The sequence below is a fragment of the Pseudomonas sp. FSL W5-0299 genome, assembly GCF_005930655.1.
Lineage (GTDB): Bacteria > Pseudomonadota > Gammaproteobacteria > Pseudomonadales > Pseudomonadaceae > Aquipseudomonas > Aquipseudomonas mandelii.
Genome location: NZ_RXHX01000001.1, coordinates 157,029 through 181,177, shown reverse-complemented (window position 1 = coordinate 181,177; position 24,149 = coordinate 157,029). Strand labels below are relative to the sequence as shown.

Here is a 24,149-nt window from a genome sequence, read left to right as displayed (position 1 = left end):
CCGGGGCCGTCACCCCGGGATTCGAATTTATACGGCAGCCGCTGGAGTCGCCGGGGCGCGGTGATACGCCAGCCAGATCAGGAACAGCCCGCCAACGATCATCGGTACGCAGAGCACTTGGCCCATAGTCAGCCAGTTCCAGGCCAGATAGCCCAGTTGCGCGTCCGGTACGCGGACAAACTCCACGATGAAACGGAAGATGCCGTAGAACAGGGCAAACATCCCGGACACCGCCATGGTCGGCCGCGGCTTGCGCGAGAACAGCCAGAGAATGGCAAACAGAGCCACGCCTTCGAGCGCGAACTGGTACAGCTGCGACGGGTGACGCGCCAGTTGCGCCGGATCGGTCGGGAAGATCATCGCCCACGGCACGTCGGTCGCCTTACCCCACAACTCGGCGTTGATGAAGTTACCGATGCGCCCGGCACCCAGGCCGATCGGCACCATCGGCGCGACGAAATCCATCAGCTGGAAGAACGACTTGTTGTTCTTCTTGCCGAACCACAACGCGGCCAACATCACGCCGATGAAGCCGCCATGGAACGACATGCCGCCCTTCCACACTTCGAAAATCAGTGTCGGGTTGGCCAGATAAGCGTTCAGATCGTAGAACAGCACATAGCCCAGGCGGCCGCCGACGATAACGCCCATCGACATCCAGAAGACCATGTCGGAAAGCTTTTCCTTGGTCCAGGTCGGGTCGAAACGGTTGAGCCGGCGCGATGCCAGCAGCCAGGCGCCGCCGATGCCGATCAGGTACATCAGACCGTACCAGTGGATTTTCAGCGGACCGATGGCCAGGGCCACCGGGTCGATCTGCGGGTAAGGCAGCATTGCGACTCCTTGTTGAAAGTTGAAACCAGAATTCCCGGGCGACGCTGCCACCTCAGGATTAAGCCAGCATTGCGAGCTAGAGCAGGAAGCTCAGGCCTACGCAGAACAGCAAAGCCGCGAACAGCCTTTTCAGCAACTTTGGCGACAGCCTGTGGGCCAGTCGCGCACCGAGACGGGCGAACACCATGCTGGTCAGGGCAATCCCCAGCAGCGCCGGCAAATAGATAAAACCGAGACTATGGGCCGGCAGCAAGGGATCGTGCCAGCCCAGAATCATGAAACTTGATGCACTGGCCAAGGCGATGGGCAGGCCGCAAGCCGACGAAGTCGCCACGGCTTGCTGCATCGGCACGCTGCGCCAGGTCAGGAACGGCACGGTCAACGAGCCGCCGCCAATGCCGAAAATCGCCGAGGCCCAGCCAATCACACTGCCGGCCACGGTGAGACCGAGTTTGCCGGGCACCGTTCGACTGGCCTTGGGTTTGACGTCCAGCGCCAGTTGCGCGGCGATGATCAGCGCAAACACACCGATGATTTTCTGCAGATTCGGGCCGGAGATCGCTTCGGCCGTCAGCGCCCCGAAACCGGCACCCATCAGAATTCCGACGGTCATCCACACGAATATCGGCCAACGCACGGCGCCACGACGATGATGTTCGCGGACGGCATTGACCGACGTAAAGATGATCGTTGCCAGGGACGTGCCGACCGCCAGGTGGGTCAGGATCGAGGCGTCGAAGCCCTGCAAGGTGAAACTGAACACCAGCACCGGGACGATGATGATCCCGCCACCTACCCCGAACAGCCCGGCCAGCACGCCTGCGCAGGCGCCCAGCGCCAGATAGAGCAGAAATTCCATGGACGATCCCAATGCTTAGGCAAAACCGGAGCGGCATGGTAACGGATGCGTGGCCTCGGGCTCCACTGCGGATGGCAATGGAACGACAGGCGACGACTGCGTAGAGTGAGCAAAAAACACACAAGGACCACCTTATGTGCCTGATTGTTTTTGCCTGGCGACCGGGTCACGCCCAGCCGCTGATCGTGGCGGCCAACCGCGACGAGTTCTATGCCCGGCCCAGCCAGCCCCTGGCGCAATGGCCGCACGCACCGCATGTCTACGCGGGTCTCGACCTCGAAGCCGGCGGCACCTGGCTCGGTATTGGTGCCAATGGGCGTTTTGCTGCGCTGACCAATATTCGTGATCCGAATCAGTCGCCATCGCGAAAATCCCGAGGTGAGTTGGTGGCGGGTTTTCTCTTGGGCAATATGCCAATTAATGATTACTTAAGCGACGTTGTCGGACGTTCGCTGGAATATGCCGGATTTAATCTGCTGATCGGCAATGCCAACGAGCTGTGGCACTTCAATGCGCGGGAGTCTGAGGCGGTGATGCTGGCGCCTGGGGTTTATGGGCTGTCGAATGCCGGGCTGGATACGCCGTGGCCGAAATTGCTCAAGGCACGGGCGGCGCTGGAGGAAGTGCTGGAGGATCCGCAGCCAGAGGCGTTACTGGCGTTGCTGAATGATCCGCAGACCGCACCCTTCGCCGAGTTGCCGGATACCGGGGTGGGGTTGGCGACCGAGACGTTGCTGTCGAGTGTGTTTATTGCCAGTCCGACTTATGGGACGCGTGCGAGTACGGCGTTGATTGTTCAGGCGGATGGGACGCGGCGGATGGTCGAACGGAGTTTCGGGCCGTATGGGGGGCATTGGGGGGAAGTGGAGATCTGGGTTTAGATTTTTGGAGTGTTCGAGGACGTCTTCGCGGGCAAGCCTCGCTCCTACAAGGGTCAGGTAATCCCTGTAAGCGAGGCTTGCCCGCGAAGGGGCCATCAGCCTTTTAGAGAGCCTTGACCACAGCCGGATTGACCATTCGCGCCAACCCAAGGTTTTTCAGCGCCAATTGCAGCGAGCTGTGGATCACTTGCGGGTTGTCGATGGTCATCAGTTCGGCCAGCAATTCCTGGGCCTTGCTCAGGTTGATCTGACGCAGCATCCACTTCACTTTCGGCAGGTTGGTGGCGTTCATCGACAGGCTGTCGAAGCCCATCGCCATCAACAGCACCGCCGCCGCCGGGTCACCGGCCATCTCGCCGCAAATGCTCACAGGCTTGCCTTCGGCGTGGGCATCACGCACCACGTTCTGCAACGCTTGCAGCACCGCCGGGTGCAGATAGTCGTAAAGGTCGGCTACACGCGGGTTGTTCCGGTCCACCGCGAGCAGGTATTGAGTCAGGTCGTTGGAGCCGACCGACAGGAAGTCCACCTGCCGCGCCAGTTCCTTGGTCTGATACACCGCCGCCGGAATCTCGATCATCACGCCAATCGGCGGCATTGGCACGTCGGTGCCTTCGTCGCGGACTTCGCCCCATGCCCGGTGAATCAGGTGCAGGGCTTCTTCGAGTTCATGGGTGCCGGAGATCATTGGCAGCAGAATCCGCAGGTTGTTCAAGCCTTCGCTGGCCTTGAGCATGGCGCGGGTCTGCACCAGGAAGATTTCCGGGTGGTCGAGGGTAACGCGAATGCCGCGCCAGCCGAGGAACGGGTTGTCTTCCTTGATCGGGAAGTACGACAGCGACTTGTCGCCGCCGATGTCCAGGCTACGCATGGTGACCGGTTGCGGATGGAACGCGGCGAGTTGCTCGCGGTAGATCGCCAGCTGCTCCTTTTCGCTCGGGAACCTTTGGTTGATCATGAACGGCACTTCGGTGCGGTACAGACCGACCCCTTCGGCACCACGCTTCTGCGCTCGCGCCACGTCCGCCAGCAGACCGGTGTTGACCCACAGCGGCATGCGGTGGCCATCGAGGGTCACGCACGGCAAGTCGCGCAAAGAGTCGAGACCCAGCGCCAGCTGTTTCTCTTCTTCCACCACTTCGGCGAACTGCTTGCGCAGCACGTCGCTGGGGTTGGTGTAGACCTCGCCACGATTACCATCGACGATCAATTCGATGCCGTCGACCTTGGCATAGGGCAGGTCGACCAGGCCCATCACCGTCGGGATGCCCATCGCCCGGGCGAGGATCGCGACGTGGGAGTTACCCGAACCGAGGACCGAGACCAGACCGACCAGCGTGCCTTCCGGCACCTCGCCGAGCATGGCCGGCGTCAGTTCTTCACTGACCAGAATGGTTTTTTCCGGATAGACCAGATTCTGCTGACGCTCTTCCTGCAAGTAGGCGAGCAAACGGCGGCCAAGGTCCTTGACGTCCGAGGCGCGCTCACGCAGGTACGCGTCGTCCATCAATTCGAAACGGTTGACGTGCTCGGTGACCACCTGACGCAACGCACCCTGGGCCCACTGACCGGTCTTGATCACCGTGGTCACTTCGTTGCCCAGCGCTTCGTCGGCGAGCATCATCAGGTAGACGTCGAACAAGGCCCGCTCTTCGGGGCGCAGCTGCGAGGCCAATTTGGCGGACAAGGCACGCATGTCGGCGCGAACGCCTTCGATGGCGGTCTTGAACAGCCCGAGTTCGGCGGCGATATCGGAGATGGTCTTGTCGGGCACCACGTCCAGGTCGGCCGGCGGCAGCATGACCACCGCGGTCCCGACCGCCGCACCCGGCGAACCCGGTACACCGACGAACTTGGCTTCCTGGATGCCTTTGCCCTGACGACCCAGGCCACGGATCGAACCGGTGGCTTCGGCGTGGGCGATAACGCCGGCGAGCTGCGCGCTCATGGTCACGAGGAAGGCTTCTTCACCTTCATCGAACTGGCGGCGTTCTTTTTGCTGAATGACCAACACGCCGACGACGCGGCGGTGGTGAATGATCGGCGCCCCGAGGAAGGAGGCGTAGCGCTCCTCGCCCGTCTCGGCGAAGTAGCGGTAGCGCGGGTGATCCGCGGCGTTTTCGAGGTTCAGGGGTTCTTCACGCGTGCCGACCAGGCCAACCAGACCTTCGTTGGGTGCCATGCTGACTTTGCCGATCGAGCGCTTGTTCAAGCCCTCGGTCGCCATCAGCACGAAGCGGTTGGTCTCGGGGTCAAGCAGGTAGACCGAGCAGACCTGGCTGCCCATGGCCTCTTTGACGCGCAACACAATAATCCCCAACGCCGCCTTGAGATCCTTGGCGGAGTTAACTTCCTGGACGATCTTGCGCAGCGTATTGAGCATGGCTCGGGGTCGAACTCCGTCGTCAGTCGCGCGTTAAAAGGCGCGGGGCAAGCTCTTTGAGAGCGCGTCGATACACCTCGCGCTTGAATGTCACCACCTGGCCCAACGGATACCAATAACTGACCCAGCGCCAGCCATCGAACTCCGGTTTACCGGTCAAATCCATCCGCACCCGCTGCTCGTTGGAGATCAGGCGCAGGAGAAACCATTTCTGTTTCTGGCCGATGCACAGCGGTTGGCTGTGTGTTCTGACCAGACGTTGCGGCAAACGATAGCGCAACCAGCCCCGGGTGCAGGCGAGAATTTCAACATCTTCGCGCTCAAGACCCACTTCTTCGTTCAACTCGCGGTACAAGGCGTCTTCCGGCGTCTCCTGGGGGTTGATCCCGCCCTGTGGAAACTGCCAGGCATCTTGATTGATACGGCGAGCCCATAGCACCTGTCCGGCATCATTCGTGAGAATGATCCCGACATTGGGGCGGAAACCATCGGGGTCGATCACGGCAACAACCTCGCAAACGCATGTCGCCGCATTGTTCCACAAAGGTTGTGAAGGCAGCAACGAGCCGACCTACCTTATGTGCACTCTTGTGAAAAGTCCGTATTCTGGACGCCTTTCTACAGACTTTTCAGCGAGTAACTGCAATGCGGCTGGCTTTATTCGACTTGGACAACACGCTTTTGGGCGGCGACAGTGACCACGCCTGGGGCGATTACCTGTGCGAGCGCGGCTTCCTCGATGCCGTCGCCTACAAGGCACGCAACGACGAGTTCTACCAGGATTACCTGGCCGGCAAGCTGGATAACGATGCTTATCTGAACTTTTGCCTGGAAGTCCTCGGCCGCACCGAGATGGCCACATTGGATCAATGGCACCTGGATTACATGCGCGATTGCATTGAGCCGATTGTGCTGCCCAAGGCTATCGATTTGCTGGCCAAGCACCGCGAGGCTGGCGACAAATTGGTGATCATCACCGCGACTAACCGCTTCGTCACCGGGCCGATTGCCCAGCGTCTGGGGGTTGAAACCCTGATCGCCACGGAATGCGAGATGGTTGATGGCCGTTATACCGGGCGCAGCACCGATGTTCCGTGCTTCCGCGAAGGCAAGGTCACGCGGTTGAATCGTTGGCTGGAAGAGACCGGGCATTCGCTGGAAGACAGCTATTTCTACAGCGACTCGATGAATGATTTTGCGTTGCTGGAGCAAGTGGCGAATCCGGTGGCGGTCGATCCTGATCCGAATTTGCGCGCCGAGGCCGAGCAGCGTGGCTGGCCGGTAATTTCGTTGCGCGACTGAAATTGCTTTCGCGGGCAAGCCTCGCTCCTACAGGATTTGTGGTGGTAGCCGACTACAGACTCGACACATCACCTGTAGGAGCGAGGCTTGCCCGCGAAGGGATCGCCTCGGTTTCAAGCCTTAAACCGGCTTGGCGCCCATCAACCCCGCGATGGCGATAAAGCAGACAAAGCTGAACAGCGCGAGAGCAAAGGTGAACTTGCCGCTGCCGCCCGGCGCAGTACGCAGCTTGTTCAGCCGCACCAACAACCAGAACCACCCCAACGCTGCCAGGGTGTAAAGCACACTCGACGCGAGCAACCACGTCTGCCCCAACGGCCAGCCCACCAGATGCACCATCCACCAGCCGGTGAATGGCATGCTCAGCAGCGCCAGGCCCATCAACAGCCAAACGAACACCCGAGGCCGTTGCAACGTGCGCGCTGCAGCAGTCGCATCACCCCGACGCCGCGTTTGCCAAAACCATATCCCCAAGCCCAGCGCACAGCCCAACAATATTGCCGTCGCCGCGGTGTGCGCCATTTTCAGGGCGGTTAACGTTTCCATTGTTCGACTTCCTTAGAGACTGCCCATCAGCGTAGCCGCTCAGCCGAGAAACAGCTGATAGGCCGGATTGTCGCTTTCATCCCAGTACGGGTAACCGATTTCCTCAAGCGCCGCAGGAACCAGATGACGTTCGTCGTGAGGCACTTGCAAGCCCGCGACCACACGGCCATCCGCCGCGCCGTGGTTGCGGTAGTGGAACATCGAGATGTTCCAGCGCCCGCCGAGCTTGTTGAGGAAGTTGAACAGCGCACCCGGACGTTCCGGGAATTCAAAGCGCAGCACCACTTCATCGACGACCTGGGCCGCGCGGCCACCGACCATGTGACGTATGTGCAACTTGGCCAGTTCGTTATCGGTCAGGTCCAGCACCGGGAAACCCTGCTCGCTGAGGCTGGCGATCAGCGCACTGCGCGGGTCGGTTTCCGGATGCGTCTGCACGCCGACGAAGATATGCGCTTCGCTGCCAGTGTTGTAGCGGTAGTTGAATTCGGTGATCTGGCGCTTGCCGATGGCTTCGCAGAACGCCTTGAAGCTGCCCGGTTTCTCGGGAATGGTCACGGCGATGATGGCTTCGCGGCCCTCGCCCAGCTCGGCGCGCTCGGCAACGTGGCGCAAGCGGTCGAAGTTGACGTTGGCGCCGGAATCGATGGCGACAAAGGTGTGCCCGGTGACACCGCGTTGCTCGACGTACTTCTTGATCCCGGCCACGCCCAAGGCGCCGGCAGGTTCGGTGATCGAGCGGGTATCGTCGTAGATGTCCTTGATCGCCGCGCAGATTTCGTCGGTGCTGACGGTGATCACTTCATCGACGTAGTCTTTGCAGATATCGAAGGTGTGCTGACCGATCTGCGCCACCGCGACACCATCGGCGAACAGGCCCACGGTCGGCAGCACCACGCGCTCGCCGGCCGCCATGGCCGCTTGCAGGCAGTTGGAATCGTCCGGTTCGACGCCGATGATTTTGATTTCAGGGCGCAGGTATTTCACATACGCCGCGATCCCGGCGATCAACCCGCCGCCGCCCACCGGAACGAAGATCGCATCCAGACGCCCGGGGTGCTGGCGCAGAATCTCCATCGCCACGGTGCCCTGCCCGGCAATAGTGTGGGGATCGTCGTAAGGGTGAATGTAGACGTAGCCTTTTTCGTCGACCAGTTTGAGCGAGTAGGCCAGGGCTTCCGGGAACGAATCGCCGTGCAGCACGACTTTGCCGCCACGGGAGCGTACGCCTTCGACCTTGATTTCCGGGGTGGTCTTGGGCATGACGATGGTGGCTTTCACGCCCAGCACTTTTGCCGCCAGGGCCAGGCCCTGCGCGTGGTTGCCCGCCGAGGCGGTGACCACACCGCGAGCGCGCTCTTCATCGCTCAACTGCGTCAACTTGTTGTAGGCGCCGCGAATCTTGAACGAGAACACCGGCTGCAAGTCTTCACGCTTGAGCCAAATGGAATTGCCCAGGCGCTCGGAGAGCTGGCGAGCAGTCTGCAACGGGGTTTCTACGGCAACGTCATAAACGCGCGAGGTGAGGATCTTTTTGACGTACTGTTCGAGCATCGGAAAGCATCACTGAGCGGGTTGGGCAGGGCCAAGGAGTCTAACCCGGCTTTCGGCCGGACGACCACACTAAACAGGTGGTTTTACCGTCCATGGAAGGGATCATGAACCTGTGGGAGCAAGGCTTGCCCGCGAAGAGGCCGTCACATCCAACATAAATGTTGGCGGTACGATCGCTTTCGCGGGCAAGCCTCGCTCCTACAGGTAAAGGTCGGGGCCTGCCAATCGGGCAATGACCTTCCCTGCCCCGAGGCCTATAATGCTGGCCTTTCGTTCCCTCCTTCGGCACCTCGGAGCCCGCATGACCCAGGATCAACTCAAACAGGCAGTGGCTCAGGCCGCCGTCGACTTCATCCTCCCGAAACTCGACGACAAGAGCATTGTCGGGGTCGGCACCGGCTCCACCGCCAACTGCTTCATCGACGCCCTGGCCAAGCACAAAGGCGCGTTTGACGGCGCGGTCGCCAGCTCCGAAGCCACCGCCGCTCGCCTCAAGGGCCACGGCATTCCGGTGTATGAGCTGAACACCGTCAGCGACCTGGAGTTTTATGTCGACGGCGCCGATGAAAGCGACGAGCACCTGAACTTGATCAAGGGCGGCGGCGCGGCCCTGACTCGCGAGAAAATTGTCGCGGCCGTGGCCAAGACCTTCATCTGCATCGCCGACGCCAGCAAACTGGTGCCGGTGCTCGGCGCGTTCCCGCTGCCGGTCGAAGTGATCCCGATGGCCCGCAGCCATGTGGCCCGCGAGCTGGTGAAGCTCGGCGGCGACCCGGTCTACCGTGAAGGCGTGTTGACCGACAACGGCAACATCATCCTCGACGTGTTCAACATGCAGATCACCAACCCGGTGGAGCTGGAGGCGCAGATCAACGCCATTGTGGGCGTGGTCACCAATGGTTTGTTCGCGGCGCGTCCGGCGGATTTGTTGCTGCTGGGCACTAGCGAAGGCGTGAAAACCCTCAAGGCCTGACCCCGCACTCCCAGTAGGAGCGAAGCTTGCTCGCGAAGAGGCCGTCACATTCAACATCTCTGTCGATTGTTACGGCCTCTTCGCGAGCAAGCTTCGCTCCTACAATAGGTTTTGCGGTGTTTGTTAGTTCTGCGCTGGTTTTTTGAAGACGTAGAACAGGTTCGGCTCGCTCACCAGGTACATCGTGCCATCGTCATCCATGGCGATGCCTTCCGCTTGCGGCACGGTCTTCTGCAACCCCTGTCGCCCCTTGCTCAGCGACATGGTGCTCAGCGGTCGCCCGTCCACATCCAGTTCCAGAATCAGCCGCGACTCGTCGGACAGCGCCAGCAAATGGCCGCTGCGCTCGTCGTATTGCAGGCTCGACAGGTCTCGCACGAACATCCCGGCATCGCGCTTGGGGTTGTTGACCACGTGCACCGCGTAGGATTTCTCCGGGTTGTAATGCGGGAAGCCCTGCACTTCGTAGATCAGCATCGGGTCGCGCTCCTTGGCGACGAACAGGCGCTTGCCCACCGAATCGTAAGCCAGGCCTTCGAAACCCTTGTTGCCGCTCATGTGCACGCCGAGAGTCATCTGCTCGGCGTCCGCCGCGTCGAGGAACGTCGTGTCCTTATCCAGATGAATCTTGATCAGCCGCTGCTGGCGTTCATCGGTGATCACGTATGTGTCGGCGCTGATGAACTCCACCGCCTCCGGATCACCGAAGCCGACCAGCGAAATGCGTCGGACGATCCGCCCGTCCAGCGACAGCTCGATCAGCTCGGCGTTTTTGTTGGTGACGGTAAACAGGCTTTTGCGCACCGGATCGAAGGTCAGCGCCGACACGTCGTCGTTCAGCCCGTCAATGACCCGGGCTTCGATCTCCACCCGGTATTGATCCAGGCCGATGGACTCGCTGCTTAAAGGTTGCCAGAGGGTGTGCAGGTTGAACCAGGCGCGCTCGAACAGACGCATGTATTGGCCAACCGCAATCAGCGCGACCAGTGCAATGACTGTCAGGATCAAAATAAGGGGTTTGGGACGGGCAAGTCGACGCATTCAGGCGGGCTCGGAAACAGAAACAGGCGGATGAAATATCACGCCTGTATGAATTCAAGCTTAATGGCCAGTTGCCTTTGACCACAACGCCTGGATTCTGAGCGCCTATTTCTGCTTTTCGAAACGGTAGAACAGGTTCGGCTCACTCACCATGTACAGCGTGCCCGCCTCGTCCATGGTCACTCCTTCGGCACGGGGAATGGTCTTCTTCAAGCCGTTGAAGCCGCCCAGCAAGGTCATGAAGCTGACCTGCTCGCCCTTCTCGTCCAGTTCCAGCAACAAGTGGGAATCGGCGGACAGCACCAGGGTGTGGCCTGTGCGCGGGTCGATGGCCAGTCCCGAGAGGTTGCGGATGTCCAGTTCGTCATTGGCGAGTTTCTGCTTGTCGCCCTTGAGGGTCTGGCTGCCGTCGCTTTTCCAGTTGAACAGCGCCGGCGGGCGTTCCTCACCCAGGAGGATTTGCTGATTGCGCGTGTCATAGACGATGGCTTCGAAGGCCTTGTTCTGGTCTTTCGAAGGGCCGAGGTCGTATTTAGGGAAGTTGGCGATGTTCAGTTCACGCGTGTCGGCATCGACCTTGACGATGGAGAGCATTTGCTCACGCTCATCGACGATGGCCAGCAGACCATTGCCCATCATGGTCAGGCCTTCAGGGTTGCTCCAGCCCACCAGCGGCATCTTGCGCAGGACATCGCCTTGCAGGGTCAGCTCAACGAGGAACGGGTTTTTGCCCATGACCGAAAACAGGGTTTTGGTGTGCGGGTTGTAGGCCAGGTCCGACGCTTCGTCCTTCTCCATGCCCGGCAGCAGCTTGGCGTCGATCACTGCGCGGTAATCCGGTAGCCAGATACTTTCCTGACGCTCGGCCGGGCTTTCAAAACGCTCATGCAGCCAGAGCACACCGCGATCGTCCCAATGCATCGCAAAGGCGAGGCCATAAACGGCGACGGCCACCAGCAAAAGCCAGGAATACCAACGCATGACAAAGCGCGAGCGGCGGGCAGTTTTGACAGTGGGCAGCGGTCGGGTGGCCATTCAGGATGCGTTCCAGAAATTCAGGCTACGGGTAATAGCACAATTGGGACCGGCTCAGACGCCGGAATCCGCGGAATTATCCAGACAAGATGTGAAAAAAACGGGAAATGGCGGGATTGCCCTTCTGCGGGCCACCACAAACCGATGTCGGAGCGAGCCTGCTCGCGATGAGGGCGTGTCAGTCAACAGAGATGTCGAATGACAGGCCGGTATCGCGAGCAGGCTCACGCCTACAGGGTTTTGCGGTGTTTGGGTTAACGGACGCTGCTGGTGAAACTGCTCGCGCCGGACAGTTCGATCACCAGTTCATCACCGACATTCAGCGGGCCAACGCCCACTGGCGTGCCGGTCAGGATCACGTCCCCGGCCTGCAGCGAGAAGCAACCGGCCATGTGCTGGATCATCGGCACGATCGGGTTGAGCATGGCGCTGCTGTTGCCATCCTGGCGCACTTCGCCATTGATGGTCAGGCGAATGCCGATGTCAGTCAGGTCGGCAAAGGTGCTGCCGGACACGAACGGCGCAATCACCGCCGCGCCGTCGAAGGACTTGGCGATTTCCCACGGCAGGCCCTTGGATTTCAGCTCGGCCTGCTTGTCGCGCAACGTCAGGTCCAGGGCCGGGGCGAAACCGGAAATCGCATCCAGCACTTCTTCACGGCTTGGCTTGGTCGACAACGGCTTGCCGATCAACACCGCGATTTCCGCTTCGTAATGCACCGAACCGCGCTCGGTCGGAATGCTGAAACCGCCTTCCAGCGGCACCACGCAACTGCCTGGCTTGATGAACAGCAGCGGCTCGGTAGGCACCGGATTGTCCAGTTCCTTGGCGTGTTCGGCGTAGTTACGGCCGATGCACACCACTTTCCCCAGCGGGAAGTGAATACGCGTACCGTCGACATACTGGTGCTGATAGCTCATTACCGACTCCTGTTCCGTTGATTCAAACAGCGAAGATTTTGCCCGGGTTCATGATGCCGTTCGGGTCGAACACCGCCTTGACGGCTTTCATGTACTCGATCTCGACCGGCGAGCGGCTGTAGGTCAAGTAATCACGCTTGGTCATGCCCACGCCGTGTTCGGCGGAAATCGAGCCGTTGTACTTCTCGACCGTTTCGAACACCCACTTGTTGACGGTGGCACACTTGGCGAAGAACTCGTCCTTGCTCAGGTTTTCCGGCTTGAGGATGTTCAAGTGCAGGTTGCCGTCGCCGATGTGGCCGAACCAGACGATTTCGAAATCCGGGTAGTGTTCGCCGACAATCGCGTCGATTTCCTTCAGGAATGCCGGGACTTTCGACACGGTGACCGAAATGTCGTTCTTGTATGGCGTCCAGTGGGAAATGGTTTCGGAAATGTATTCGCGTAGTTTCCACAGGTTCTGCAGCTGGGTTTCGCTCTGGCTCATGACGCCGTCCAGCACCCAGCCCTGCTCGACGCAGTGCTCAAAGGTTTCCAGGGCGTGGTTGGCCACTTCTTCGGTGGTCGCTTCGAATTCCAGCAGCGCGTAGAACGGGCAATCGGTTTCAAACGCCGCCGGCACGTCGCCGCGGGCCATGACCTTGGCCAGGGCCTTGTCGGAGAAGAACTCGAAGGCGGTCAGGTCGAGTTTGCTCTGGAACGCGTGCAGCACCGGCATGATCGAGTCGAAATCGGCGGTGCCGAGGACCATCGCGGTGAGGTTTTTCGGCGCGCGGTCCAGGCGCATGGTCGCTTCGACGACAAAACCGAGGGTGCCTTCGGCGCCGATGAACAGCTGACGCAGGTCGTAGCCGGTGGCGTTCTTGATCAGGTCGCGGTTCAGTTCCAGCAGATCGCCCTTGCCGGTGACGACTTTCATGCCGGCTACCCAGTTGCGGGTCATGCCGTAGCGAATCACCTTGATTCCGCCGGCATTGGTGCCGATATTGCCGCCAATCTGGCTCGAACCCGCCGACGCAAAATCCACCGGGTAATACAGGCCTTTTTCTTCAGCCACGTTCTGCAGATGCTCGGTGACCACGCCTGGCTGGCACACCGCCGTGCGGTCGGTCAGGTTCACGTCGAGAATCTGGTTCATGTAGTCGAACGACACGACCACTTCACCATTGGCCGCCACCGCAGCGGCGGAAAGACCGGTACGACCGCCGGACGGCACCAGCGCCACCTTGTGCGTGTTGGCCCAACGGACAATGGCCTGGACCTGCTCGGTGGTCTTGGGGAACACGATGGCGGTCGGGGCCGGGGCGAAATGCTTGGTCCAATCCTTGCCATAAGTATTCAGGGAGTCGGCGTCGGTCAACACCTTGCCAGGCTCAACCAGGGTCTTCAGCTCATCAATCAGGGCAGGATTGGTCATCGACAGAACTCTCGAACAATTCATGGTCATCCTGAGAACGCTTCACGTCGCAGGAATGAGTGTTTAGCGGGGTGCGTATGCTAGCATACCGACCCCGCAGGGTAGTGCCCAACGGCTATTCTGCGGTGACGGCTTTCCTGCCGTCCGGGTCAGCGTTATGTGCCCTGTTTTATACGTACGATCCTCTTTTGACGAGTGGCTGTTGTCGTCAGGTAAGGCGCCGCGACGAGTCATAGCCCGCTATGGCGAGGAGCGGCAACGCAGCATGACGGCAACAGACGCCGTCAAAAAGGATCAGTACGTATAAGACAGGGCACCCTGACTATTTCCTGCCATTTTTCTCCGGGATACAGGTTTACGCAGATGAGCAAGACTTCTCTCGATAAGAGCAAGATCAAGTTCCTTCTTCTCGAAGGCGTCCACCAATCGGCTGTCGACGTCCTCAAGTCGGCGGGCTACACCAGCATCGAGTACCTCACTGGTTCTCTGCCGGAAGCCCAGCTGAAGGAAAAGATCGCTGATGCGCACTTCATCGGCATTCGCTCTCGCACTCAACTGACCGAAGAGATCTTCGATCACGCGAAGAAGCTCGTGGCTGTGGGGTGTTTCTGCATCGGCACCAACCAGGTCGACCTGAACGCGGCGCGCGAACGCGGCATCGCGGTGTTCAACGCCCCGTACTCCAACACTCGCTCCGTTGCCGAGCTGGTGCTGGCCGAAGCGATCCTGTTGCTGCGCGGCATTCCTGAGAAAAACGCATCCTGCCACCGTGGCGGCTGGATCAAGAGCGCGGCCAACTCCTTCGAGATCCGCGGCAAGAAGCTGGGCATCGTCGGTTACGGCTCGATCGGCACGCAATTGTCGGTCCTGGCGGAAGGCCTGGGCATGCAGGTGTACTTCTACGACACCGTGACCAAGCTGCCATTGGGCAATGCAACCCAGGTCGGTAACCTGACCGAGCTGCTGGGCATGTCCGACATCGTTACCCTGCACGTTCCGGAAACCGCGGCGACCCAGTGGATGATCGGCGAGAAGGAAATCCGCGCCATCAAGAAGGGCGGCATTCTGATCAACGCCGCACGCGGCACCGTGGTCGAACTGGACGCCCTGGCGGACGCGATCAAGGACAAGCACCTGATCGGCGCGGCCATCGACGTGTTCCCGGTGGAGCCACGCTCCAACGACGAAGAGTTCGAAAGCCCGCTGCGTGGCCTGGACAACGTGATCCTGACCCCGCACATCGGTGGTTCCACCGCCGAGGCGCAGGCCAACATCGGTCTGGAAGTGGCAGAAAAACTGGTCAAGTACAGCGACAACGGCACCTCGGTGTCGTCCGTGAACTTCCCGGAAGTGGCCCTGCCGGCTCACCCTGGCAAGCACCGCCTGCTGCACATCCACCAGAACATTCCGGGTGTGATGAGCGAGATCAACAAGGTCTTCGCCGAAAACGGCATCAACATCTCCGGTCAGTTCCTGCAGACCAACGAGAAAGTCGGCTACGTGGTCATCGACGTAGACGCCGATTACTCGGAAATCGCCCAGGAGAAACTGCAGCACATCAACGGCACTATTCGTTGCCGCGTGTTGTTCTGATAGCGACTTGAGTGACAAAAAAAGGAGCCCTTCGGGGCTCCTTTTTCATGCGCGCTACTGTGTCATTTGACGTTGACGGTGATCTTCTTCGACACGATGGGCGGATCGAACGGCATGTGTCCGCTGTCGCCCAGCTCAAGCTGCAAGGTGTGTTTGCCCGGGGCCAGTTTGATTTCGGCCTGGGTCTGCGCCTTGCCGAAGTGCATGTGGTTGGCATCCAGCGGAATCGGTGCGCCGGCGGCCGGCAGTTTGTCGACATCGATCAGCAAGTGGTGGTGACCGGTGTTCTTGGTGACATCCCCGGCCGGTGCCAGGGCGATGTCCTTGACGCCGAATTTGACGGTGAAGGTTTCCGGGACAGTGGCGCCGTCTGCGGGAGATACGATAAACACTTCTGCACCCTTGGGCGCCGGAGTCGCAGCCGTTGCCAGCATCGAAGCACTCAGCAGCAGCCCAGCCAATGCTGCTCGTGACATAAACGTTTTCATTCTCTTCTCCAGTTTTTCCGTAAAATCCGCGTGGCCGAGACAACTTCACGGCCATTTGTTGTCGAAGGACCTCGACAACCATAGCAAAGCGAGCCTGAATCAGAGCATCGCGATAAATGTATTCAAAGGAGTGACCATGCGCTTTTTGCCTGGCCTGATCTGCCTGCTACCCCTTTTGAGCCCTTTGGCCCATGCCGAACTGATTGACGATGTAAACGATCGGGGCGAACTGCGTATTGCCCTTGAGGCTAATACACCCCCCTTCAATTTCAAGGACGAGGGCAAACTCACCGGCTTCGAAGTGGAATTGGGCCAACAGCTGGCCAACGAACTGGACGTGCGGGCCGACTTCGTCGTGACCGATTCCAGCGACCTGTTGTCCGGCGTTGAAACCGGCAAGTACGACATCGCCATCAACCACATAGCAATGACCCCGGATCTCAAGGATCGTTTCGACTTCACCGAGCCTTACATTCAAACCAATGCGCAATTGATCGCGCAGAAAGAAGAGCCGCGTTCGATCCTGTTGGTGCAGTCGCTGACGGAAGAAAAGCCGAAAACCGCCCCGGCTGTGGATTTGGCGATTCCGTTTCAGAAGGGTAACCCGGCGTTTCACGCCAGCCTGGAAGCTGCGTTGAAGCGGATCAAGGCGGATGGTCGACTGGAGGCGCTGGAGCAGAAGTGGTTTGGGGCGGATGCGAGTGTGGCGCCCAAACCCTGATCCCGGACTGACGACCAACCCTGTAGGAGTGAGCCTGCAGGGTGTGAAGGTGGTTAGTCTTGCGCGGTCAATGCAGCGGACGCTTCGGCCAGCTCCAACTCACTGAAGACTTGCACACCATGGCGCTTGAGCAACGCCGCCGTCACCCCCTCGCCGCTGACCTTCACACCGCTGAAGCTCCCGTCATACGTCAGCAAGTTCCCGCACGACGGGCTGTTGGCCTTGAGCACGGCGATGCGGATGCCGTGCTTTCGCACCAACTCCAGCGCCTGATAAGCCCCCGAGAGAAACTCGGCGCTGACGTCCTCACCCTCGGTAGTGATGACGGAGGCGTGGCCATCCAGCACTTCACCGCCCTGCCCGCCCGGAATTTCCGCTGCGGCCCTGGGTATTGGCAAACCACCGGCAACCTCCGGGCACAACGGCACCACGCGACCTTCATCGAGCCACTGTTGAAGCTGATCGAACGGCCCGCTCGCCCCGCCGTCGTAACGCACGCGATGGCCCAGCAGGCAGCGGCTTACCAGAATCTTCTGCATGATCAGAACGGCTCGTTACCGCGGCGCCGGAACCAGCCTGTCAATGACAGGCGATCCCGGGTCGCGGGCAGGACTTCGTGAGGCACCTCGCCTGACAGAAACACCACCAGGCATCCGCCAGTGGGCACCACGTCGTGTTCGACGCCGTCCTCCAGGTACATGCGCAACTGGCCTCCGTGCTCGGGCAGCCAGCCGTCATTGAGGTAGATCACCGCCGAAACCATGCGCCGGTCGTCATCCCGAAAACGATCGACATGCTTGAGGTAAAACGCATCGGGCGGGTACAGGGCGAAATGGCTTTCGAAATCTTCCAGGCCCAGGTACAACCCGCGATTCATCGCCTCGCGCAGGCTGTCCATCAAGCTCAGGTAACTGTCGCACGCCAACGCCTGGCCGGGCTCGATCCACTGGATGTGGTCGCCGCGGATCCCCTCGCGAATCTCCGACGTCGGCCCTCGCCCCACGGCCGCCGGGGCCAATTCGCCCTCGGCTGCACGTTTACGGCACTCAGCCGCCAGTTCCCGGGTCAGACCCAGAGGCAGGAAAATATTCTGCTGCGACCAGCCGCGCTCGGCCAGGTCGTCGACGATACGTAACAGCAGCGGGTGATCAGAGGATATTTGCATGGCGCGCATAGTATTCCTGTGCCTGCAAATCCGACAGAGCCGCGCGGCGGAGGATTTGTCGGATTACTGATACGAATTCTCGACAAGTACGAAAGCCGCACGGAGAATAGTCGCCTGCTGACAGGAGTCCCTATGCGCCGTTTGTTTTTTTCATTGCTGATGCTCTGTGTGTTGCCCGCTTGGGCAGACGGCCACGACCAGTTGTACAAGGTCGCCGGTTGGCCAGATCAGCGCGCGCATTTTAACGACGCCCTCTCTGCCGCTCAGCAGCGCTACCAGAACAGCCTGCCACCGGCGGTGTTTCAAGCCTTGGTGAACAACAGCAATCAACGTTTCGCCTCCCAGGCCGTGGACCAGCGCGCCGAAGCTCAATTGCGCAAAAGCCTCGCCGATCCGCAACCGGCGCTGACCTTCTTTCAATCGCCCCTGGGCAAGAAAATCGTCGCCGCCGAATTGCTGGCGACCCGTCGCGATCAACTGGCGAAAAACGCCAAGGGTTTGCCGAAGATTCAGGCCAGTGACAGCCGTCTGCTGATCATCGGCCACCTGGCCCAGGCCCTGCCCGCTCGCGAGGCTGGTGCGGAAGTCAGCCTGGCGATCGCCGGTGTCGCGGCTGACAGCCTGAGTTCGATGATCCCGGGGTTGCTCGGTGGCGGTCAGGCGCAAGGGGTGTTGAACGGACAGCGCCAGCGTTTGATGGAACAGATTGGTGCTGATCTGAACAACACGCTGTTGTATGTGTATCGCGATCTGTCGGATGAAGAACTGGAAGAGTTCGCCACGTTTGCCGAGTCCACCGAGGGCAAGGCGTATTACCAGGCAGCGCTGGCAGCCATTCGGGCGGGGTTGGCGGTGGGGCAGGATCCGGCGAATCTCAGTCAGTAATCTTTAGCGCCTGATACACCGACTTGCCCGCGATGAGGCCCTCACTTGCGCTAAAGATTCCGACCCTTGATCCGCTTGGTCAAAAACCCGAAATACTCCCGCCGCAACCCAACCGTCTCATTCGCCAGATGATGCCGCGCCTCCGGCAGCATCAATACCTGCGGCCGATCAAACTTGGCCTTCAACACCTCAAGGTTATGCTCCCAATCCACCGTCATGTCCGACTGCCCCTGCACAATCAGCGGTCGCCGTGCACTGTTCGGTGCCGCCTCGATTCGCTTGATCCACCGCGCCAACGCACCGACCCACGCCGTTGGCAGTCGCAGCGCTTGCAACGGATCGGCTTGCAGGAACGACAGGAACTCAGGGTCGTTGGAATTCTCGCTGAAGCGCCGGGCAATGCCGTTCACGAAAGGCTTGAGCAGGTAATAACTGAGCTGCGACCAGCCCCAGGCGCGCGGCCGAACCAGCGGTGACAGCAGTATCACCTGACCCTGGGCCGGACTGTCTGCACCGTGGTTAAGTACATGATCAATCACGATCGCCCCGCCAGTACTTTGCCCGCACAGGTGCCATGGCTGTGGGAGGTCGAGCGACTGCGCCTCGGCAAGCAACCCTTCCAGGGTGTGCTGATACTCGGCGAAATCCTTGATGCTCGCCCGCTCGCCACTGGACAGGCCATGCCCCGGCAAGTCGCAGGCAATCACTGCGAAGCCCTGATCCAGCGCCCACTCGATCACATGCCGGTAGAGCCCGGTGTGGTCGTAGAAGCCATGGAACATAAACAGCGTCGCCTTCGCCTGGTCAGGCCACCAGACCTGGCTGACCACTTCATAGCCATCGACCTCGAAACGCCCCAATCCGCGGCGCAGCATTCGCCCCGGAAAATCCAGCCCGTAAAACCGCTGATAGGCCAGCGCCTCCACCGAAAGCGGCTGCCATTCGGCCAATGGCCGCAGGCTGGCGCGCAAATGATCGGGGTCGAAAGTGGCAGACATGAGCTATTTCCAGAGCGTTAAACAGACTTTATGGGCCTGCGATATTCATCTGTCGCGGCAAGCATGGCAAGCTAGCCGACCTTCGAGGATTGAAACCCATGCGCCCGGCCTACCGCACCACACTGCTTGCCAGCCTGCTCGCCCTCGTGTGTGCCGGCGTCTTGTGGGCGGCCTATGACTGGTTTCAGGGGCGCTACCTGCGCGCCTTCAGTTCACACACCGCGTTATTTTCCGGTGATCCGCTGCGCCTGCCCGCCGACCTCGCCGGCCCCGGCGCCATACGCCTGGTGCACTTCTGGGACCCGGCCTGCCCGTGCAATGTCGGCAACCAGCAACACCTGACTGAACTGGTCGATCAATACGTACCGCAGGGCGTGGAGTTTTACGCGGTCCAAAAACCCGGCAGCCACGGTCAGTTGCCCAGCACCTTGAGCCGCCTGAAAACCATCGCCGTTCTCCCGGGTTCCGAACAGATCCCCGCCAGCCCGGCGGTGGCGATCTGGGACCGCAGCGGCAAACTGGCCTACTTCGGCCCTTATAGCGAAGGCCTGACCTGCAATTCGAACAACAGCTTTATCGAGCCCATCCTGCAAGCACTCAGCGAAGGTCGTCCGGTGGGTGCCACCCATACGCTGGCGGTCGGTTGCTACTGCCCTTGGCCGGAGGAAGCGAAGTAAGGCAATCCTGACTTTTCCAGGACCGCGATGCCCGGCACAGAAGGTCTGTGCTACATGTTTGCAGCCCGCACGGGCGGCAATCCCGAAGAACAAGGAGTCACCATGAAACGCGTCCTGACCGTACTTGTATTGCTGATCGTCACGCTCGTCATCGGGGTCGGCGGGTACGTGTACATCAAGCAGCCGACGCGCCAGGGCCAGGTGGAGTTGCAGCATCTTCAGGGCTCGGTGACCGTGCGTTACGACGAGCGCGGCGTGCCGCATATCCGCACCGAAAACGAAACCGACCTCTACCGCACCCTCGGCTACGTGCAGGCTCAGGATCGGTTGTTCCAGATGGAAGCCATGCGCCGCCTCGCCCGGGGTGAGCTGGCCGAAATCCTCGGACCGAAACTGATCGACACCGACAAACTGTTCCGCAGCTTGCGTATCCGGGAGCGCGCCGAGAGTTATGTGGCCGCACTGGATCGTCAGTCACCGGCATGGAAGGCGCTGGAAGCCTATCTGGATGGCATCAACCAGTATCAGGACACTCACGCGGCGCCCGTGGAGTTCGACGTGCTGGGCATCCACAAGCGCCCGTTCACCGCCGAAGACAGCATCAGCGTCGCCGGTTACATGGCGTACAGTTTTGCCGCCGCGTTTCGCACCGAACCTTTACTGACGTTTGTGCGCGACCAACTGGGCGTCGAGTACCTGAGTGTTTTCGAACTCGACTGGCAGCCCAAAGGCGTATTGGCCAAGACGCGCTCAACACTCGGCCCCGCCCTCGCTGCCGGTGACTGGAAAGACCTGAACGCCCTCGCCCGCCTGAGCGAACAGGCCTTGGCCGACAACGGCCTGCCGCAGTTCGAAGGCAGCAACGCCTGGGTGATTGCCGGCAACCGCAGCAAAAGCGGCAAGCCGCTGCTGGCCGGTGACCCGCACATTCGCTTCTCGGTGCCGTCGGTATGGTACGAGGCGCAATTGTCGGCGCCGGGCTTCGAGCTCTACGGTCATCATCAGGCGCTGGTGCCGTTTGCCTTTCTCGGCCACAACCTGGACTTCGGCTGGAGCCTGACGATGTTCCAGAACGACGACCTCGACCTGATCGCCGAGAAGATCAACCCGGACAACCCGAACCAGGTCTGGTATCGCGGCAAATGGGTCGACATGGTCAACACCGAGCAACAGATCGCGGTGAAAGGCCAGGCGCCGGTCACCCTGAAGCTGCGCCAGTCGCCCCACGGCCCGATCATCAACGATGTGCTGGGCAGCGCCGCCGGCAAGACACCGGTGTCCATGTGGTGGGCGTTCCTTGAAACGCCGAACCCGATCCTCGAAGGTTTCTACCAGCTCAGCCGCGCCGACACCCTGGCCAAGGCCCGCGCCGCAGCGGCCAAGGTTCAGGCACCGGGATTGAACATCGTCTACGCCAACGCCAAGGGCGACATCGGTTGGTGGGCCTCGGCGCTGCTGCCCAAGCGTGCGGCCGGGGTGAAGCCCGGTTTCATCCTCGACGGCAGCACCAATCAGGCGGACAAGGAGGGTTTCTACCCGTTCAGCGCCAACCCGCAGGAAGAGAATCCGGCGCGCGGCTACATCGTCTCGGCCAACTTTCAGCCCGTTTCGCCGACTGGCATGGAGATTCCCGGTTACTACAACCTCGCCGATCGCGGCCAGCAACTCAATCATCAGCTCAGCGACAAGAGCGTGAAATGGGACAACGAGGCCAACCAGAAGCTGCAACTGGGCACCACCACCGCCTACGGCCCGCGTCTGTTGGCGCCGCTGTTGCCGGTACTGCGTGAAGGGGTGAGCGATCCCGCCGAACTGAAACTGGTCGAGCAACTGGCGCAATGGAAAGGCGATTACCCGCTGGATTCCACCAGCGCCACGCTGTTCAACCAGTTCCTGTTCAACCTGGCCGACGCGACGATGCACGATGAGCTGGGGAATGATTTTTTCGAGACCCTGCTCTCGACTCGCGTGATCGACGCTGCGCTACCCCGCCTGGCCGCGACGGCCGATTCGCCGTGGTGGGACAACCGCAACACCCTCGGCAAGGAAACCCGCGCCGATACAGTGAAAGTGGCCTGGCAAGCGAGCATCGCCCACCTAAAGACCACCCTTGGCCCTGACGTCGCGCACTGGCAGTGGGGCAAGGCGCACACCCTGACCCACGATCACCCCTTGGGCGTGCAGAAGCCGCTGGACCGAATCTTCAACGTCGGCCCGTTCGCGGCGCCCGGCACCCATGAAGTGCCGAACAACCTCTCGGCCAAGATCGGCCCGGCGCCGTGGCCGGTGACGTATGGCCCGTCGACGCGGCGCCTGGTCGACTTTGCCGACCCGGCCCACAGCCTGACCATCAACCCGGTCGGCCAGAGCGGCGTGCCGTTCGACAGCCACTACGAAGACCAGGCCGAAGCGTATGTCGAAGGGATTTACTACGAGGCGCACTTCAATAACGAAGAAGTCACGGCCAATACGCGCAGTACGTTGAAGCTGTTGCCGGCGCGAAGTGCTCAATAGTTTTGTATTGGCTGGACTGGCCTCATCGCCAGCAAGCTGGCTCCCACAGTGATCCTGTACACGCAGATCCATTGTGGGAGCCAGCCCGCTGGCGATGAGGCCCGCAAGAACAACGCCTGTTCATGGCTCAAACCATCGCCGCAAAATTCAACCTGAACTGCTGCGGCGTCACTCCCAATCGGCGACTGAACACCGTGCGCATGTGCTGGGCATCGCGAAACCCGCATTGATACGCCACCGTTTTGAGCGGTGAATGGGTGCTTTCAAGCAGCACCCGCGCCGCGTCCACCCTCGCCCGCTCGACGAATTCCGCCGGGGTGATTTTCGCCTCCTTGGCGAACACCCGGGAAAAGTTGCGGGCGCTCATGTTGGCCGCGTTCGCCAGATCGGCAATGGTCAGGTCGCCGGTCAGGTTGGCCAGGACGTAGAGTTGCACCAGTGCCACCGCCGACGTCGGTTCGGCGTGGGGTGTGAGGAACGGGCTGAACTGCGATTGCCCGCCCGAGCGTTGGGTGAACACCACCAGCCGCTTGGCCACGCTCAACGCCACTTCAGGTCCGTGGTCCCGAGCCAAGAGGTACAACGATAAATCAATCCCCGCCGTGACGCCGGCCGAGGTGAAGAGCTCACCGTCCTGAACGTAGAGGCGATCGGCATCGACCTGAGTCGATGGGCACGCTGTCGCCAACGCCGCGGCATCATCCCAATGGGTGGTGACGGTCCGTCCTTCGAGCAATCCGGCCCGGGCCAGCATGAACGCGCCGTTGCAGATCGAACCAAATCGTTGCGCCCGCGCACAGGCATCGCGCAACCAGCCATCGAAGGCCGCGCCAAAATCCAGGAACGGCAATTGCGGCCCGCCGGCCACCAGCAGCAAGTCATAAGCCTCCAGCGCTTCGCTGAAATGCCGATGGGCATTGAGCGACAAACCGTTGGAGCACGCCATCATCCCGTGCTCGACGCCGATAACCTCTAGCCGGTAATGGTCATGCGGTTCGAGGAAGCGATTGGCTTCGCAAAACACATCCATGGGACCGGTGACGTCCAACGACTGGACGCCAGCGAACACTACGATGGCAACGGTTTTACTCATGGTTGGATTGCCTCTACGGGTCACACTTACCTGTGGCGAGGGAGCTTACTCGCGCTGGAGTGCGCAGCACTCCCATTCCTGTCACTACTGTTTGCCTGGTGTAATTGAGTTGCAGGTTTTGGAGCCGCTTCGCAGCCCAGCGGGAGCAAGCTCCCTCGCCACAAAGCGTATTCGCCGGTACCAAACTTAGCCAACCCGGGCGCAACAAGCGAGGTTGGCGCGATTTGCATGCTCATTGGCCGGGATCGCAGCCATGGATCGATTGTCCGG

General features: G+C 60.6%; 23 protein-coding genes. 8 read left to right on the top strand and 15 right to left on the bottom strand.

What is annotated here, in order from left to right; all coding sequences use genetic code 11:
* Positions 1 to 27 precede the first annotated feature (27 nt).
* A complete protein-coding gene (lgt, locus tag FHL16_RS00875) occupies positions 28 to 834 on the bottom strand; it encodes a prolipoprotein diacylglyceryl transferase (protein ID WP_010466741.1) in 807 nt (268 codons plus the stop codon).
* Positions 835 to 910: 76 nt separating this feature from the next.
* Complete coding sequence (locus tag FHL16_RS00870; protein ID WP_077747197.1) at positions 911 to 1,693, bottom strand: sulfite exporter TauE/SafE family protein; 783 nt, start codon at positions 1,691 to 1,693, stop codon at positions 911 to 913.
* Between the two features lie 134 nt (positions 1,694 to 1,827).
* Between FHL16_RS00870 and FHL16_RS00865 the strand changes: the two genes are divergently transcribed.
* Positions 1,828 to 2,574: an NRDE family protein gene (locus tag FHL16_RS00865; protein WP_077747196.1), complete on the top strand. Its 747-nt coding sequence runs from the start codon at positions 1,828 to 1,830 to the stop codon at positions 2,572 to 2,574.
* Between the two features lie 103 nt (positions 2,575 to 2,677).
* Here FHL16_RS00865 and ptsP read toward each other — a convergent pair whose 3' ends face one another.
* Positions 2,678 to 4,957, bottom strand: coding sequence for a phosphoenolpyruvate--protein phosphotransferase (ptsP, locus tag FHL16_RS00860; RefSeq protein ID WP_010466735.1), 2,280 nt, complete (start codon positions 4,955 to 4,957; stop codon positions 2,678 to 2,680).
* A gap of 22 nt (positions 4,958 to 4,979) precedes the next feature.
* The gene (locus FHL16_RS00855; RefSeq protein ID WP_007945562.1) at positions 4,980 to 5,459 is read right to left on the bottom strand and encodes an RNA pyrophosphohydrolase; all 480 of its coding nucleotides are present in this window, start codon (positions 5,457 to 5,459) and stop codon (positions 4,980 to 4,982) included.
* 143 nt (positions 5,460 to 5,602) lie between these two features.
* Between FHL16_RS00855 and FHL16_RS00850 the strand changes: the two genes are divergently transcribed.
* Positions 5,603 to 6,259 (top strand): histidinol-phosphatase, encoded by a 657-nt coding sequence (locus FHL16_RS00850; RefSeq protein ID WP_010466731.1) that lies wholly within the window; start codon positions 5,603 to 5,605, stop codon positions 6,257 to 6,259.
* Positions 6,260 to 6,379: 120 nt separating this feature from the next.
* Here the strand turns inward: FHL16_RS00850 and FHL16_RS00845 are convergent, their stop codons facing one another.
* Together FHL16_RS00845 and ilvA are read right to left on the bottom strand one after the other, a co-directional pair.
* Positions 6,380 to 6,805 carry a DUF2269 domain-containing protein gene (locus tag FHL16_RS00845; RefSeq protein WP_077747195.1) on the bottom strand — a complete coding sequence of 142 codons (426 nt, stop codon included), beginning with the start codon at positions 6,803 to 6,805 and terminating at the stop codon, positions 6,380 to 6,382.
* Between the two features lie 39 nt (positions 6,806 to 6,844).
* Entirely contained in the window at positions 6,845 to 8,359 is a 1,515-nt protein-coding gene (gene ilvA / locus FHL16_RS00840; protein ID WP_010466728.1) for a threonine ammonia-lyase, biosynthetic, read from the bottom strand.
* 301 nt (positions 8,360 to 8,660) lie between these two features.
* Between ilvA and rpiA the strand changes: the two genes are divergently transcribed.
* Positions 8,661 to 9,332, top strand: coding sequence for a ribose-5-phosphate isomerase RpiA (gene rpiA / locus FHL16_RS00835; RefSeq protein WP_010466726.1), 672 nt, complete (start codon positions 8,661 to 8,663; stop codon positions 9,330 to 9,332).
* 123 nt (positions 9,333 to 9,455) lie between these two features.
* On the opposite strand, the gene FHL16_RS00830 is transcribed toward rpiA, so the two are convergent.
* The 4 genes from FHL16_RS00830 to FHL16_RS00815 form a co-directional block, all read right to left on the bottom strand.
* Positions 9,456 to 10,373 (bottom strand): SdiA-regulated domain-containing protein, encoded by a 918-nt coding sequence (locus FHL16_RS00830; protein WP_010466724.1) that lies wholly within the window; start codon positions 10,371 to 10,373, stop codon positions 9,456 to 9,458.
* Positions 10,374 to 10,478: 105 nt separating this feature from the next.
* Positions 10,479 to 11,408, bottom strand: coding sequence for an SdiA-regulated domain-containing protein (locus FHL16_RS00825; RefSeq protein WP_077747194.1), 930 nt, complete (start codon positions 11,406 to 11,408; stop codon positions 10,479 to 10,481).
* Positions 11,409 to 11,662: 254 nt separating this feature from the next.
* Complete coding sequence (locus FHL16_RS00820; protein WP_010466720.1) at positions 11,663 to 12,328, bottom strand: fumarylacetoacetate hydrolase family protein; 666 nt, start codon at positions 12,326 to 12,328, stop codon at positions 11,663 to 11,665.
* Between the two features lie 22 nt (positions 12,329 to 12,350).
* Positions 12,351 to 13,745: an FAD-binding oxidoreductase gene (locus FHL16_RS00815; RefSeq protein WP_010466719.1), complete on the bottom strand. Its 1,395-nt coding sequence runs from the start codon at positions 13,743 to 13,745 to the stop codon at positions 12,351 to 12,353.
* A gap of 363 nt (positions 13,746 to 14,108) precedes the next feature.
* Between FHL16_RS00815 and serA the strand changes: the two genes are divergently transcribed.
* On the top strand, positions 14,109 to 15,338 hold the full coding sequence (serA, locus tag FHL16_RS00805; protein WP_010466716.1) for a phosphoglycerate dehydrogenase: 1,230 nt from the start codon (positions 14,109 to 14,111) through the stop codon (positions 15,336 to 15,338).
* A 62-nt stretch (positions 15,339 to 15,400) separates the two neighbouring features.
* Here serA and FHL16_RS00800 read toward each other — a convergent pair whose 3' ends face one another.
* Entirely contained in the window at positions 15,401 to 15,826 is a 426-nt protein-coding gene (locus FHL16_RS00800; RefSeq protein ID WP_077747193.1) for a DUF4399 domain-containing protein, read from the bottom strand.
* 136 nt (positions 15,827 to 15,962) lie between these two features.
* Here FHL16_RS00800 and FHL16_RS00795 point away from each other — a divergent pair, with 136 nt between their 5' ends.
* Positions 15,963 to 16,547: a transporter substrate-binding domain-containing protein gene (locus tag FHL16_RS00795; RefSeq protein ID WP_010466713.1), complete on the top strand. Its 585-nt coding sequence runs from the start codon at positions 15,963 to 15,965 to the stop codon at positions 16,545 to 16,547.
* Between the two features lie 53 nt (positions 16,548 to 16,600).
* Here the strand turns inward: FHL16_RS00795 and FHL16_RS00790 are convergent, their stop codons facing one another.
* Positions 16,601 to 17,086 (bottom strand): DUF523 domain-containing protein, encoded by a 486-nt coding sequence (locus FHL16_RS00790; protein ID WP_077747192.1) that lies wholly within the window; start codon positions 17,084 to 17,086, stop codon positions 16,601 to 16,603.
* Positions 17,087 to 17,088: 2 nt separating this feature from the next.
* Positions 17,089 to 17,721 carry a 2OG-Fe(II) oxygenase gene (locus FHL16_RS00785; protein ID WP_077747191.1) on the bottom strand — a complete coding sequence of 211 codons (633 nt, stop codon included), beginning with the start codon at positions 17,719 to 17,721 and terminating at the stop codon, positions 17,089 to 17,091.
* Between the two features lie 123 nt (positions 17,722 to 17,844).
* Here FHL16_RS00785 and FHL16_RS00780 point away from each other — a divergent pair, with 123 nt between their 5' ends.
* Positions 17,845 to 18,597 carry a DUF2059 domain-containing protein gene (locus FHL16_RS00780; RefSeq protein ID WP_010466707.1) on the top strand — a complete coding sequence of 251 codons (753 nt, stop codon included), beginning with the start codon at positions 17,845 to 17,847 and terminating at the stop codon, positions 18,595 to 18,597.
* A gap of 50 nt (positions 18,598 to 18,647) precedes the next feature.
* On the opposite strand, the gene FHL16_RS00775 is transcribed toward FHL16_RS00780, so the two are convergent.
* Positions 18,648 to 19,595 carry an alpha/beta hydrolase gene (locus FHL16_RS00775; protein WP_077747190.1) on the bottom strand — a complete coding sequence of 316 codons (948 nt, stop codon included), beginning with the start codon at positions 19,593 to 19,595 and terminating at the stop codon, positions 18,648 to 18,650.
* Positions 19,596 to 19,693: 98 nt separating this feature from the next.
* On the opposite strand from FHL16_RS00775, the gene FHL16_RS00770 reads away from it, so the two are divergent.
* Both FHL16_RS00770 and FHL16_RS00765 read left to right on the top strand, forming a co-directional pair.
* Positions 19,694 to 20,272, top strand: a complete 579-nt coding sequence (locus FHL16_RS00770; RefSeq protein ID WP_077747189.1) for a DUF6436 domain-containing protein — start codon at positions 19,694 to 19,696, stop codon at positions 20,270 to 20,272.
* A gap of 102 nt (positions 20,273 to 20,374) precedes the next feature.
* Entirely contained in the window at positions 20,375 to 22,786 is a 2,412-nt protein-coding gene (locus FHL16_RS00765; protein WP_077747188.1) for a penicillin acylase family protein, read from the top strand.
* 127 nt (positions 22,787 to 22,913) lie between these two features.
* Here the strand turns inward: FHL16_RS00765 and FHL16_RS00760 are convergent, their stop codons facing one another.
* Positions 22,914 to 23,879, bottom strand: coding sequence for a GlxA family transcriptional regulator (locus FHL16_RS00760; RefSeq protein WP_010466698.1), 966 nt, complete (start codon positions 23,877 to 23,879; stop codon positions 22,914 to 22,916).
* Positions 23,880 to 24,149 lie beyond the last annotated feature (270 nt).

Coding starts and splice junctions, on each gene's coding strand:
- FHL16_RS00785 (WP_077747191.1), bottom strand. CDS start 17,721: ATGCGCGCCATGCAAATATCCTCTGATCACCCGCTGCTGTTACGTATC.
- FHL16_RS00765 (WP_077747188.1), top strand. CDS start 20,375: ATGAAACGCGTCCTGACCGTACTTGTATTGCTGATCGTCACGCTCGTC.
- FHL16_RS00800 (WP_077747193.1), bottom strand. CDS start 15,826: ATGAAAACGTTTATGTCACGAGCAGCATTGGCTGGGCTGCTGCTGAGT.
- serA (WP_010466716.1), top strand. CDS start 14,109: ATGAGCAAGACTTCTCTCGATAAGAGCAAGATCAAGTTCCTTCTTCTC.
- FHL16_RS00830 (WP_010466724.1), bottom strand. CDS start 10,373: ATGCGTCGACTTGCCCGTCCCAAACCCCTTATTTTGATCCTGACAGTC.
- FHL16_RS00780 (WP_010466707.1), top strand. CDS start 17,845: ATGCGCCGTTTGTTTTTTTCATTGCTGATGCTCTGTGTGTTGCCCGCT.
- rpiA (WP_010466726.1), top strand. CDS start 8,661: ATGACCCAGGATCAACTCAAACAGGCAGTGGCTCAGGCCGCCGTCGAC.
- FHL16_RS00870 (WP_077747197.1), bottom strand. CDS start 1,693: ATGGAATTTCTGCTCTATCTGGCGCTGGGCGCCTGCGCAGGCGTGCTG.
- FHL16_RS00795 (WP_010466713.1), top strand. CDS start 15,963: ATGCGCTTTTTGCCTGGCCTGATCTGCCTGCTACCCCTTTTGAGCCCT.
- FHL16_RS00815 (WP_010466719.1), bottom strand. CDS start 13,745: ATGACCAATCCTGCCCTGATTGATGAGCTGAAGACCCTGGTTGAGCCT.
- FHL16_RS00770 (WP_077747189.1), top strand. CDS start 19,694: ATGCGCCCGGCCTACCGCACCACACTGCTTGCCAGCCTGCTCGCCCTC.
- FHL16_RS00865 (WP_077747196.1), top strand. CDS start 1,828: ATGTGCCTGATTGTTTTTGCCTGGCGACCGGGTCACGCCCAGCCGCTG.
- FHL16_RS00790 (WP_077747192.1), bottom strand. CDS start 17,086: ATGCAGAAGATTCTGGTAAGCCGCTGCCTGCTGGGCCATCGCGTGCGT.
- FHL16_RS00825 (WP_077747194.1), bottom strand. CDS start 11,408: ATGGCCACCCGACCGCTGCCCACTGTCAAAACTGCCCGCCGCTCGCGC.
- FHL16_RS00760 (WP_010466698.1), bottom strand. CDS start 23,879: ATGAGTAAAACCGTTGCCATCGTAGTGTTCGCTGGCGTCCAGTCGTTG.
- ptsP (WP_010466735.1), bottom strand. CDS start 4,957: ATGCTCAATACGCTGCGCAAGATCGTCCAGGAAGTTAACTCCGCCAAG.
- FHL16_RS00845 (WP_077747195.1), bottom strand. CDS start 6,805: ATGGAAACGTTAACCGCCCTGAAAATGGCGCACACCGCGGCGACGGCA.
- lgt (WP_010466741.1), bottom strand. CDS start 834: ATGCTGCCTTACCCGCAGATCGACCCGGTGGCCCTGGCCATCGGTCCG.
- FHL16_RS00850 (WP_010466731.1), top strand. CDS start 5,603: ATGCGGCTGGCTTTATTCGACTTGGACAACACGCTTTTGGGCGGCGAC.
- FHL16_RS00820 (WP_010466720.1), bottom strand. CDS start 12,328: ATGAGCTATCAGCACCAGTATGTCGACGGTACGCGTATTCACTTCCCG.
- ilvA (WP_010466728.1), bottom strand. CDS start 8,359: ATGCTCGAACAGTACGTCAAAAAGATCCTCACCTCGCGCGTTTATGAC.
- FHL16_RS00775 (WP_077747190.1), bottom strand. CDS start 19,595: ATGTCTGCCACTTTCGACCCCGATCATTTGCGCGCCAGCCTGCGGCCA.